Raw genomic sequence first — 11,306 nt, forward strand, 5'->3', positions numbered from 1 at the left:
CGGCTAGGCGCTGCTTCTCGCCGGTCAACGCCGTCTTGCAGCCGAGGCGCGGAGCCGCCGTGTCACACCAAGACGCCCCCTGGCCGCGTCGTCCACGACGGGCGACGGGCTTTGAACAGCGCACTACGCGGGACCGGACGGAGACGCCGACCCGCTCCGCGAGTCCTCGCACCCCCCGGCCCCGTGCCCCCGGCGCGGACCGGCGGAGCCCTGTTTCGAGGTGAGCCAGCCTTCGGCGACCAGGTCGGCGTAGGCGTCGGCGACCGTGTTGCGGGCGATGCCGAGGTCGGCGGCGAGGGAGCGGGAGGAGGGCAGACGGGTGTCCGGGGCGAGACGGCCGGTGCGGACGGCCTCGCGCAGGGCGTCGGTCAGGCCGCGGCGCAGGCCGGGGCCGGTGGGTTCCAGGTGCAGGTCGACGCCCAGAGTGGCCCAGGTTTTCGGCATGGAAATGGACCATACCCGTGGGCAGCCTCCGACATAGTGTCGACACTATGACGACGCACACCGACGACAGTCCTACGACCGTGGAGTACGCCCCCGAGCACAGTCCCCGACTGAACTGGGCCGAGCAGGCTCCCGAGGTCTTCAAAGCGATGGTCCGCCTGGATGCCGCCGCGCGGAAGGGCCTGGACCCGAAGCTGCTGGAGCTGGTGAAGGTCCGCGCCTCCCAGATCAACCACTGCGCGCTCTGTGTCGACATGCACAGCAAGGAGGCGTTCGCGGCGGGCGAGAGCGTCGAGCGGATCGTCCAGCTGAGCGCGTGGGAGGAGTCGGAGCACTTCTACACCGAGCAGGAGCTCGCCGCGCTGGCACTGACGGAGGCGGTGACCGTCCTCACGGACGGGTTCGTGCCGGACGAGGTGTACGAGCGGGCCGCCAAGCACTTCACGGAGGCGGAGCTGGCGCAGTTGATCGCGGCGATCGCCGTCATCAACGCGTGGAACCGTTTCGGGGTGACCTGCCGTCTGGTTCCGGGGCACTACCAGTCGGGGAACAAGTGACGGGGCGTACGCGGCTGCTGGACCCGGCCGTCGCGCAGGCCATGTCCGCGCTCAGCGCCGCCGCGAAGAAGGGGCTCGGGGACCCCGTGCTGGCGGAGCTGGTGGTGATCCGGGCCTCGCAGCTCAACCACTGCGCGTTCTGCCTCGACATGCATCTGCGGATCGCTCGTGAACACGGGGTGAGCGAGCGCAGGTTGGACCTGCTGGCGGCGTGGGAGGAGGCCGGGGACGTCTACGACGAGCGGGAGCGGGCCGCGCTCGCGCTGACGGAGGCGGTGACCGTCCTCACGGACGGGTTCGTGCCGGACGAGGTGTACGAGCGGGCCGCCAAGCACTTCGACGACAGCGGGCTCGCCCATCTCACCGGCCTGATCGTCGCCATCAACAACTGGAACCGGGTGATGGTGAGCCGCCGCATCCCGCCGGGAGGCTACACACCATGAGCAAGGTCGAGATCTTCCGCAAGCTGCACCGCCGTCCGGCACAGGACGATCCGCTCGTCCTGCCGGGCCCCTGGGACGCGGCCAGCGCCCGCGTCTTCGCCAAGGCCGGCTGTCCGGCGCTCGCGACGCCCAGCGCGGGGGTGGCCGCCGCTCTCGGGTACGAGGACGGGGCGACGCCGGCCGACGAGATGTTCGCGGCGGTCGCGCGGATCGCCCGGGCCGTGGACGTTCCGGTGTCCGCGGATGTCGAGGACGGTTACGGGATGGCTCCGAAGGAGCTGGTGGAGCGGCTGCTGGAGGCGGGTGCCGTGGGCTGCAACCTTGAGGACTCCAACGGGGGTGTTCTCAAGGACCCGCACCAGCACGCCGAGTGGCTCGCCGAGGTGCGGTACGCGGCCGGGGATGCGCTGTTCGTCAACGCCCGGATCGATACGTTCGTGCGCGGGGTCGAGGATCCCGAACCGACCATCGAGCGGGCGGCGTTGTACACCGCGGCGGGAGCCGACTGCGTGTATCCGATCAGCGCCCCGGCCAAGGTGCTGCCGCTGCTGCGGGCCGCGATCCACGGGCCGATCAATGTGATCGCGCTGGTCGGCAGCGGCCTCTCCCCCGCCGAACTCGGCGGGCGGGGCGCCACCCGGGTCACGTTCGGGCCGGGCCTGCAGCGGCGCTCGTCCGAGATCCTCGCGGAGCTGGTCGAGGAGATGCGCTGACCGCGCGGCCGGGAAACCGGCGGGGAGGGGCCGCCGATCCCCTCCCCGCCGGCCCGGCCCTCGGTCACGAAAGCCACGCCTGCCAGGTGGACCTATGGCCCTCCACCCACTTCTTCGCCGCCTCCTCGGGTGTCAGTTTCCGGTCGGCGATCAGCAGGGAGACCTCGTTCTGGTCCTCGGTCGTCCACTGGAACTTCTTCAGGAAGGCCGCCGCCTTGCCGCCGCTGCGGGCGAAGTCGGCGTTGAGGTACTTCCGCAGCGGGGTGTGCGGGTAGGCGCAGGCGACCTTGTCCGGGTCGGTGTCGCAGCCCTCCTTGTAGGCGGGGAGCTTCACCTCGGTCATGGGAACCTTCTCGAAGAGCCACTGCGGGGCGTACCAGTAGGTGAGGAAGGGCTTCTTCTCCTTGGCGAACTGCTTGATCTGGGTGATCTGGGCGGCCTCGGAACCGGCGAACACGACCTGGTAGTCGAGCTTCAGGTTGTTCACCAGCGCCTTGTCGTTGGTGACGTAGGAGGGCGAGCCGTCCATCAGCTGGCCCTTGCCGCCGCTCTCCGCGGTGCGCATCCGCGCGGCGTACTTGTCGAGGTTCTTCCAGTCGGTGACGTCCGGGTGCGCCTTGGCGAAGTACGTCGGGACGTACCAGCCGATGTGCCCGGTGACCCCGAGGCCACCGCCGTCGACGATCGTCTTCTTGTCCTGGACGTACCGCTGTTCCTGCTCGGGATGGCCCCAGTCCTCCATGATCGCGTCGACCCGGCCCTGACTGAGGGCGTCCCAGGCGGGGACCTCGTCGACCTGCACGGTGTCGACGCGGTAGCCGAGCTCGTGCTCCAACAGGTACTGCGCGACGGCCACGTTGGCCTGCGCGCCCACCCAGGACTGCACGGACAGCGTCACGGTCCTGGCGCCCTGCGCGTTGGCGAAGGGCGAGGACTGCCGGGTCATGTCGGCGGCACCGCAGCCGGTCAGCAACAGCAGGGATGCGGCACCGGCCACTACGGCGGTCGTACGTACGCGCATGTCACGCTCCCTTCTTCGTACGGCGTTCCGTCGGCTGGGTCACCCGGTCGAGCATCAGTCCGAGGCAGACGATGGCCGCGCCGGCCACCAGTCCGGTCGCCAGGTCGCCCTGGGCGAGGCCGAACACGGCGTCGTAGCCGAGCGCTCCGCCACCGACCAGGCCGCCGATGATGACGACGGCGAGGACCAGGACCACGCCCTGGTTGACGGCGAGCAGCAATGCCGGTCGGGCGAGAGGGAGTTGGACCTGGCGCAGTTGCTGCCAGGCGGTCGCGCCGAGCGAACTGGAGGACTCCAGCGCGGCCGGGTCGACCTGGCGCAGGCCCTGCGTGGTGATACGGACGACGGCGGGCAGCGCGTAGACGACGGCCGCGGCGACCGCGGGGGCGCGGCCGACGCCGAAGAGGGCCACCACCGGGATCAGGTACACGAACTGCGGCATCGTCTGGAAGACGTCCAGGACGGGCCTGAGCAGCCGTTCGACACGGTCGCTGCGGGCGGCCGCGACACCGGTCGCGAAGCCGATGACGAGCGTGACGGCGACGGCGGCGAGGACCTGCGAGAGCGTGTCCAGGGCCGGATCCCACACCCCCAGTACCCCGATCGCGGCCATGGCGAGGACAGCGGTGAGCGCGGTGCGCCAGGTGCCGATCAGCCAGGCCAGGGTGGCGACCACGAGCAGCACCGACCACCAGGGCAGCCACTGGAGACCGTCCCGGAGCGGGTTCAGGACCCAGGTGGTGAAGTGGGCGGCCCAGTCGGCGGTGCCGCCGACGACGGGGACGCCGGAGTAGAGATGGGCGGTCATCCAGTCGACGGCGCGGTTGACGGGCGGGGCGATCTGGACGACCCAGGCGTCGGGCCAGTCGAGGCGGCCCACGAGACGTCCGGCCACGGCCACGGCGAGGGCGGCGCCGAAGGCGTACGCCCACCCCTTGCGGCCGGTTCCCTCGGTCCCGTCTCCGGCGGCCGCCGTCACCCGGTCCAGTACGACGGCGAGGAGCACGATCGGGATGCCCGCCGCCAGCGCCGCGCCGACGTCGACCGACGCGAGTGCCTGGTAGACGCGGTCGCCGAGGCCGCCGGCGCCGATGACCGACGCGATGACGGCCATGGACAGGGCCATCATGATCGTCTGGTTGAGGCCGAGGAGGAGTTCCCTGCGGGCCAGCGGGATGCGGGCGGTCAGCAGGCGCTGGCGTGCGGTGGCGCCGAGCGAGTCGACCGCTTCCAGGACCCCCTTGTCGGCGCCGCGCAGGCCGAGGGCGGTGAGGCGGGCCATGGGCGGGGCGGCGTAGACGACGGTGGCGAGGACGGCCGCGGGGACGCCCAGGCCGAAGACCATGACGACAGGGAGGAGGTAGGCGTACGCCGGGAGCACCTGCATGGTGTCCAGGACCGGGCGCAGGGCGCGGTCGAGGCGGTCGGAGAGCCCGGAGGCGAGTCCGAGGAACGCGCCCACGACGACCGACGCGAGGACGGCCACGACCATCAGGGCGAGGGTCTGCATCGTCGGCACCCACATGCCGAGCAGACCGCAGGCGAGGAACGCGGCGGCGGTTCCGAGGGCGAGCCTGATGCCGGCGACCCGCCAGGCGACGAGGGCGCCGACCGCGGTGACGCCGGCCCAGCCCGCCGCCAGCAGCACCAGGTACACGGCCCGTACGCCGAGGACGACGGCGTTGCTGATGTGGCCGAAGAAGTAGAGGAACAGGGGGTGGCTGTCCCGGTTGTCGACGATCCAGTCGCTGGCCGTGTTCAGCGGTCCTGAGAGGTCGACGGTGAGGGCGTCGGGCCATGTTCCGCTCGCCCAGGCGGCGTTCGCCAGCGGTACGAGGATCGCGGCGGCCGCGGCGAGGAGCAGGAGCTTGTGCACCGCGCGGTGCCGGAGGACGGCGGGGACCGTACGGGGGACGGAAGCGGTGACGGTAGCCATCAGACCGCCTCCTTGGCGGTCCCGGCCACCACCCCGAGCAGCGCGTCCGAGTCCACCACCCCGACACACCGGCCCTCGTCGACCACCCGGGCCGGGACCCCCGCCCGTGCGACCGCCTCGATGGCCGCCGAGACGGTGGTGTCCGGCGCGAGGGCCGGGCCGCTGCCCTGCTCCGCGGCCGACGCGGCCCGCATCGCCGTGCGGACGGTCATCACCTGTTCGCGCGGCACGTCCCGGACGAACTCGCGGACGTAGTCGTCGGCGGGCGAGCCCACGATCTCCTCCGGGGTGCCGAGCTGGACGACCCGGCCGTCGCGCATCAGCGCGATGCGGTCGCCCAGTTTCAGCGCCTCGTTCAGGTCGTGCGTGATGAAGACCATCGTGCGGCCCTCCTCACGGTGGAGGCGGACGACCTCCTCCTGCATGTCCCGGCGGATCAGCGGGTCCAGGGCGCTGAACGGCTCGTCGAACAGCAGGACCTGGGGGTCGACGGCGAGCGCGCGGGCCAGCCCGACGCGTTGCTGCTGGCCGCCCGAGAGCTGGCTCGGCCTGCGCTGTTCCATGCCCTCCAGGCCGACCTTGGCCACGACGTCCGCGGCCCGCGCCCGGCGCTCGGACTTGCCGACGCCCTGGATCTCCAGGCCGTACGCCACGTTGTCGAGGACCGTGCGGTGCGGGAGCAGGCCGAAGTGCTGGAAGACCATCGCGGCGCGGTGACGGCGCAGTTCGCGCAGACGGGACTTGTCCATGGCGCGGACGTCCTCGCCGTCGATGGCGATGGTGCCGGCCGTCGGTTCGATGAGGCGGGTCAGACAGCGGACGAGCGTGGACTTGCCGGAACCCGACAGCCCCATCACCACGAAGACCTCGCCCTTGCGGACGTCGAAGGAGACGTCCTGGACGGCGGCGGTGCAGCCGGTGCGGGCGCGTAGTTCGGCGGAGGCCAGCCCCTTGAGCTCCGGGTCCGCGGGGATCCGGTCGGCCTTCGGGCCGAAGACCTTCCACAGGCCGTCGACGGAGAAAACCGGCCCGTCAACAGCCGTACCCCTGCTCTCACTTGTGCTTGCCGTCGTACTCATCACGCACCGCCTCCGATCAGGTCCACGGCCCTCTCACCGACCATCAGCACCCCGATCATCGGGTTCACCGCGGTCATCGTCGGGAAGACCGAGGCATCCGCGATACGGATGCCGTCCAGGCCGCGGATCCTCAACTCCGGGTCCACCACGGCCAGTTCGTCGTCAGCGGCGCCCATCCGGCAGGTTCCCGCCGGGTGGTACACGGTGTGCGCGACCTTGCGGGCGTAGGCGCTCAGCTCCTCGTCGCCGACGACATCCGGCCCGGGGCACACCTCGCGCTTGAGCCAGCCCGCCAGCGGTTCGGTGCGGGCTATCTCACGGGCGATGCGGATGCCGTCGACGAGTGTGCGGCCGTCGTAGTCGTCCTCGTCGGTGAAGTAGCGGAAGTCGAGGGCGGGTTTCTCGGACGGGTCGGCGCTGGTCAGGTACAGGCGTCCGCGGCTCTTGGGCTTGGGGATGTTCGGGGTCATCGAGACGCCGTACGAAGGCCGTTCGTAGCCCAGTCGCTCGGGGTTGTCCGTGAAGGGGACCTGGTAGAAGTGGAACATCAGGTCCGGGCCGGCGTGATCGGGGTCGCGGCGGACGAACAGGCCCGCGTCGGAGTCCATCGCGGAGTTCTCCGGGAGGGGTCCGTGGGTCTCCCAGACGATCACCGACTCGGGGTGGTCGAGGAGGTTCTCACCGACGCCGGGCAGGTCCTGGACGACGGGGATGCCGAGCGCTTCGAGGTCCTCGCGGGGGCCGATGCCGGAGTGCAGCAGCAGCCGTGGCGAGTCGACGGCGCCCGCGCACAGCACGACCTCGCGCCTGGCCCGTACGACGAACTCCTCGCCGTCCGCGGCCCGCACGTGCACACCCCGCGCGAGCGTGCCGTCCAGGTCCAGCCTGTACGCCCAGGTCTCCAGCAGGATCGTCAGGTTGGGGCGCTCGTCCATCACCGGGTGCAGATACGCCACGGACGCCGAGGACCGCTTGTTGTTCTCGGGGTGGTAGGCGAGGTCGAAGAAGCCGACGCCGTCGTCGAAGGGCTTGCGGTTGAAGCCCTCGACGCGCGGGACGCCCGTCGCCTCCTGCGCCGCGTCGACGAAGTCGCGGGCGATGGCGTTCCGGTCCTTCTCGTCGACCGGGACGATGTTGTTGAGGAGGCGCGCGTAGTACGCCTCCATGGGCACCGCGCCCCAGCCCTTGGCGCCGTTCGCCTCCCACTCGTCGAAGTCGGACGGCAGCGGCTTGAACGCGATCAGCGTGTTGTGGGAGGAGCAGCCGCCGAGGACGCGGGCCCGGCTGTGCCGGATGTGGGAGTTGCCGCGTGGCTGTTCCACCGTCGGGTAGTCGTAGTCCAGGTCTCCGCCGAGCAGGCCCGTCCAGCGCCGCAGGGTGAGGACGTCGTCGCGGCCCACGTCGCTGGGGCCGCCCTCGATGACGGCGACGGTGACGTCCGGGTTCTCGGTGAGGCGGGAGGCTATGACGGAGCCGGCGGTGCCACCGCCGACGACGACGTAGTCGTATTCGTGCTGGTGCATGGGGGGTTACTCCAAGGACTTGCGAGACTTGCGATGCCTGCGATGAGCGGGTTGTCTCAGCCGACGAACCAGCGGACGGGCCTCGGCGCGAGGTTCTGGTAGATGTGCTTGGACTCGCGGTACTCGGCGAGCCCGGCGGGGCCCAGCTCGCGGCCCGTGCCGCTCTTGCGGAAGCCGCCCCACTCCGCCTGCGGGAGGTAGGGGTGGAAGTCGTTGATCCAGACGGTGCCGTGGCGCAGCCGGCCCGCGACCCTGCGGGCGCGTCCGGCGTCGGTGGTCCAGACGGCGCCCGCGAGGCCGTACTCGGTGTCGTTGGCGAGCGCGACGGCCTCGTCCTCCGTGCGGAAGGTCTCGACGGTGAGGACGGGACCGAAGACCTCTTCGCGTACGACCTTCATCTCGCGGTGGCAGGCGTCGAGGACGGTCGGTTCGTAGAAGTAACCCCCGCCCAGGCCCTCCGGCCGCTTGCCGCCGGTCCGCAGCACCGCGCCCTCCGCCAGTGCCGAGGCCACGTACCCCTCGACCTTGGTGCGCTGCTGCTCGGAGACGAGCGGCCCGCACTCGACACCGTCGTCGGTGCCGCGCCCGAGCCGGATCCGCCCGGCGCGCAGGGCGAGTTCGGCGACGAAGCGCTCCCGTACGGACTCCTCGACGATGAGCCGTCCGCCCGCCGAGCAGACCTGCCCGCTGTGGATGAACGCGGCGTTGAGGGCCTGGTCGACGGCGGTGTCGAAGCCCTCCTCCGTGGCGCAGGCGTCGGCGAAGACCACGTTGGGGTTCTTGCCGCCGAGTTCGAGGGCGACCTTCTTCACCGACGGGGCCGCGGCCTGGGCCACCTTGGTGCCGCTGACCAGACCGCCGGTGAAGGAGACGAGGTCGACGTCGGGGTGCTCGGCGAGCCGGGCCCCGACCGAACCGCCGGGCCCGGTCACGATGTTGGCGACTCCGGCGGGGAGGCCGGCCTCGACCAGCAGCTCGATCAGCGCGATCGTCGTCAGCGGTGTGATCTCGCTCGGCTTGACGACGAAGGTGTTGCCGGCCGCGAGCGCGGGGGCGATCTTCCAACTGGCCTGGAGCAGCGGGTAGTTCCAGGGCGTGATCAGCGCGCAGACGCCGACGGGCTCGTGCACGACGACACTGTGGATGTCGGGCGAGCCCGCGTCGACGACCCGCCCTGAGGACTCGGCGGCGACGAGGCCGGCGAAGTAGCGGAAGGCGTCGGCGACACAGTCGATGTCGACGCGGCCCTCTTCGAGCGTCTTGCCCGCGTCGCGGCTCTCCAGCAGCCCGAGCCGCTCGCGATCGCGAACGAGCAGATCGGCGACGCGGTACAGCAGCACGGCACGCTCGGAGACGGGGGTGCGCGGCCAGTCGCCGTGGTCGAAGGCCTGCCGTGCGGCGGCTACGGCCAGGTCGGTGTCCTTCTCGTCACCCTCGGCGACGACGGCGAACGGCTGCGCGTCCGCGGGGTCGATGATGTCGCGGGTCGCCCCTGAGACGGCTTCGCGCCACTCGCCGCCCGCGTGGATCGTCTGCCGCGCCTGTCGCGCGTGCTGTCCGGCCATGATCGCTGTCGCCTTCCGTTCCTGTTCAGTTCCCCTGAGTCACACGGGTGTCACTCACGGGGACCGTCACCGCCTGCCCTCACTCCCGCATTGCATGCGCAATCGATGCCTGAAAGTGCGCCGCGTCACTGAACATGCGGACAAACAGGGGTGAATCGTACGCTGAAGAGTGGCTCATGGAGGTGACGCATGGCACACAAGGCGCTGATCTGCGCAACGGCGGTGCTGCTGCTCTCGCCGGTCCTGATCGCCGCGGATGACGGCGACGATCTGACCGCCCGGCAACTCGCCGACCAGGCGAAGGACAATCTCCTCGACGCCGAGTCCGTCCACCTGAGGCTCACGGACCGCGGCACGAACGCGACGACCAGCAAGACGCAGCCGACGTCGATGGACCTCACCCTCGACCAGGACGGCAACTGCGTGGGGTCGATGCGGATGGGCTCGGGCGGCGGCAGCGTCGAGATCGTCAAACAGGGCGACGAGGTGTGGATGAAGCCGGACGGGACCTTCTGGAAGGCCCAGGTGCCCGGCAGCCAGGGCGAGGCGGTGGCCGAGCTCTTCAAGAACCGCTACATCCACGGCTCCACGAACGACGCCATGCTCAAGGGCATGGCCGACACCTGCGATCTGACCTCCTTCCAGCAGGAGATCGAGGGCGACGACGGTTCCGAGAAGACCACGTTGACGAAGGGCGAGGAGACCACCGTCGACGGCACGAAGGTGATCCCGCTGACGGGCACACAGGACGGCAAGAAGGCGGTCCTCTACGTCACTTCGGACTCCCCGCACCAACTGGTCAAGGCGGTCCAGCGGGGCGACGGCACGCATACGACGCTGACCTTCACGGACTACGACAAGCCGGTGCCGACCACGACCCCCTCGGCGGACGAGTCGGTGGACGTGGGCAAGTTGCAGGAGGAGCTTCAGAACACCTGAGAACCCAGGGACACCTGAGACTCCAGGGACAACCGAGAACCCACGGACACACCCGCGAGCCCATGGACCCGGCGGAAACCTTTGACTAAAGTCAAAGAACTATGAAGCCAGGACACACCGAGCCTGTGTCGACGGACGACGTGGCGGCCCTCCGCCGGTTCAACCGCTACTTCACCCGCCGCATCGGCGCACTCGACGACCACTACCTCGGCCAGGACCGCCCGCTGGGCGCGGCACGGCTGCTGTTCGAGATCGGCGGGGGCGTGTCCCTGCGCGAGCTCAGGAGCCGTCTCGGACTGGACGCCGGGTATCTGAGCCGGATGACGAAGACCCTGGAGGCCCAGGGCATGGTCCGGATCAGCGTCCACCCCGGGGACAGCCGGCTGCGCAGGGTCGAGCTGACCCCGGCGGGCCGCACCGAGGTCACGGAGCAGAACCGCCGTGCCGACGCCCTCGCGGCAGGCCTGCTGTCCGGCCTCACCCAGGGGCAGCGCGCCGACCTGACCGGCGCCCTGGCCACCACCCGCCGCCTGCTGCGCCTCGCCGCCATCACGGTCGCCCTCGTCGACGGCCACACCCCGGACGCCCGCGCCTGCCTCGACGCCTACGCGGCCGACATCGACGCCCGCTTCCCGGAAGGCTTCGACAAGTCCGACCTCGTACGGCCGGAGGAGGTCTCCGGGGACGCCGGGGCGTTCTTCGTCGCGTACGAGGAGGACCGGCCCGTCGGCTGCGGGGCCCTGCGCCGTCTGGAGCCCGGCGTCGGGGAGATCCGCCATGTGTGGGTGCACCCGGAGGCCCGTCGGCTGGGGCTCGCCCGACGCATCCTGGCGGCACTCGAACAGGCGGCTTCCGTACGGAAGTTGACCGTCGTACGCCTCGACACGCACGCCACGCTCACCGAGGCGCGGGCGATGTACCGGGCGTGCGGGTACACCGAGATCCCGGCGTACGTCGACCACGTCTACGCCAGCCACTGGTTCGAGAAACGCCTACCCGCCCGCGCCTTCCCGCGAGCCACCGGCCCCACCGCTTATACACATCAGACGCTGCCGAGACACAGCGCAGCGGAGACACAAGTGCACG

The 11,306-nt window shown here is 70.8% G+C and carries 9 protein-coding genes and 2 pseudogenes; 5 read left to right on the top strand and 6 right to left on the bottom strand.

Features of this window, described 5'->3' with window-relative positions; genetic code table 11:
- Positions 1-204 precede the first annotated feature (204 nt).
- Positions 205-444: pseudogene (locus HLK59_RS43980) on the bottom strand (winged helix-turn-helix domain-containing protein); the annotation flags it as partial.
- 47 nt (positions 445-491) lie between these two features.
- Here HLK59_RS43980 and HLK59_RS43985 point away from each other — a divergent pair.
- Genes HLK59_RS43985 through HLK59_RS43995 form a run of 3 tightly spaced genes read left to right on the top strand, consistent with a single transcriptional unit; the run spans position 492 to position 2,157 of the window.
- Entirely contained in the window at positions 492-1,001 is a 510-nt protein-coding gene (locus HLK59_RS43985) for a carboxymuconolactone decarboxylase family protein (RefSeq protein WP_171147283.1), read from the top strand.
- Complete coding sequence (locus tag HLK59_RS43990; protein ID WP_171147284.1) at positions 998-1,444, top strand: carboxymuconolactone decarboxylase family protein; 447 nt, start codon at positions 998-1,000, stop codon at positions 1,442-1,444. Before HLK59_RS43985 ends, HLK59_RS43990 begins: the two co-directional genes overlap by 4 nt.
- Positions 1,441-2,157 (top strand): isocitrate lyase/phosphoenolpyruvate mutase family protein, encoded by a 717-nt coding sequence (locus HLK59_RS43995; protein WP_171147285.1) that lies wholly within the window; start codon positions 1,441-1,443, stop codon positions 2,155-2,157. Before HLK59_RS43990 ends, HLK59_RS43995 begins: the two co-directional genes overlap by 4 nt.
- A 64-nt stretch (positions 2,158-2,221) precedes the next feature.
- Here the strand turns inward: HLK59_RS43995 and HLK59_RS44000 are convergent, their stop codons facing one another.
- From HLK59_RS44000 to HLK59_RS44020, 5 genes are read right to left on the bottom strand one after another with little or no spacing between them, the layout of a single operon-like run.
- Positions 2,222-3,178: an ABC transporter substrate-binding protein gene (locus HLK59_RS44000; RefSeq protein ID WP_171147286.1), complete on the bottom strand. Its 957-nt coding sequence runs from the start codon at positions 3,176-3,178 to the stop codon at positions 2,222-2,224.
- Position 3,179: 1 nt separating this feature from the next.
- On the bottom strand, positions 3,180-5,114 hold the full coding sequence (locus HLK59_RS44005) for an ABC transporter permease subunit (RefSeq protein ID WP_171147287.1): 1,935 nt from the start codon (positions 5,112-5,114) through the stop codon (positions 3,180-3,182).
- Positions 5,114-6,193 (bottom strand): glycine betaine/L-proline ABC transporter ATP-binding protein, encoded by a 1,080-nt coding sequence (locus tag HLK59_RS44010; RefSeq protein ID WP_171147288.1) that lies wholly within the window; start codon positions 6,191-6,193, stop codon positions 5,114-5,116. Before HLK59_RS44010 ends, HLK59_RS44005 begins: the two co-directional genes overlap by 1 nt.
- Positions 6,193-7,716 carry a GMC oxidoreductase gene (locus tag HLK59_RS44015; RefSeq protein WP_171147289.1) on the bottom strand — a complete coding sequence of 508 codons (1,524 nt, stop codon included), beginning with the start codon at positions 7,714-7,716 and terminating at the stop codon, positions 6,193-6,195. Before HLK59_RS44015 ends, HLK59_RS44010 begins: the two co-directional genes overlap by 1 nt.
- A gap of 56 nt (positions 7,717-7,772) precedes the next feature.
- Positions 7,773-9,281: an aldehyde dehydrogenase family protein gene (locus HLK59_RS44020; RefSeq protein WP_171147290.1), complete on the bottom strand. Its 1,509-nt coding sequence runs from the start codon at positions 9,279-9,281 to the stop codon at positions 7,773-7,775.
- Positions 9,282-9,470: 189 nt separating this feature from the next.
- On the opposite strand from HLK59_RS44020, the gene HLK59_RS44025 reads away from it, so the two are divergent.
- Positions 9,471-10,220: an LppX_LprAFG lipoprotein gene (locus HLK59_RS44025; protein ID WP_171147291.1), complete on the top strand. Its 750-nt coding sequence runs from the start codon at positions 9,471-9,473 to the stop codon at positions 10,218-10,220.
- Positions 10,221-10,321: 101 nt separating this feature from the next.
- Positions 10,322-11,215, top strand: a pseudogene (locus HLK59_RS44030) (helix-turn-helix domain-containing GNAT family N-acetyltransferase); the annotation flags it as partial.
- Positions 11,216-11,306: the final 91 nt, after the last annotated feature.

The organism is Streptomyces sp. S3(2020), assembly GCF_013044505.1.
Classification (GTDB): domain Bacteria; phylum Actinomycetota; class Actinomycetes; order Streptomycetales; family Streptomycetaceae; genus Streptomyces.

What these genes read in the sequence shown, in the direction of transcription:
- HLK59_RS44015 (WP_171147289.1), bottom strand. Translation starts at nt 7,716, where the DNA reads ATGCACCAGCACGAATACGACTACGTCGTCGTCGGCGGTGGCACCGCC.
- HLK59_RS44005 (WP_171147287.1), bottom strand. Translation starts at nt 5,114, where the DNA reads ATGGCTACCGTCACCGCTTCCGTCCCCCGTACGGTCCCCGCCGTCCTC.
- HLK59_RS43995 (WP_171147285.1), top strand. Translation starts at nt 1,441, where the DNA reads ATGAGCAAGGTCGAGATCTTCCGCAAGCTGCACCGCCGTCCGGCACAG.
- HLK59_RS44020 (WP_171147290.1), bottom strand. Translation starts at nt 9,281, where the DNA reads ATGGCCGGACAGCACGCGCGACAGGCGCGGCAGACGATCCACGCGGGC.
- HLK59_RS43985 (WP_171147283.1), top strand. Translation starts at nt 492, where the DNA reads ATGACGACGCACACCGACGACAGTCCTACGACCGTGGAGTACGCCCCC.
- HLK59_RS44000 (WP_171147286.1), bottom strand. Translation starts at nt 3,178, where the DNA reads ATGCGCGTACGTACGACCGCCGTAGTGGCCGGTGCCGCATCCCTGCTG.
- HLK59_RS44010 (WP_171147288.1), bottom strand. Translation starts at nt 6,193, where the DNA reads ATGAGTACGACGGCAAGCACAAGTGAGAGCAGGGGTACGGCTGTTGAC.
- HLK59_RS44025 (WP_171147291.1), top strand. Translation starts at nt 9,471, where the DNA reads ATGGCACACAAGGCGCTGATCTGCGCAACGGCGGTGCTGCTGCTCTCG.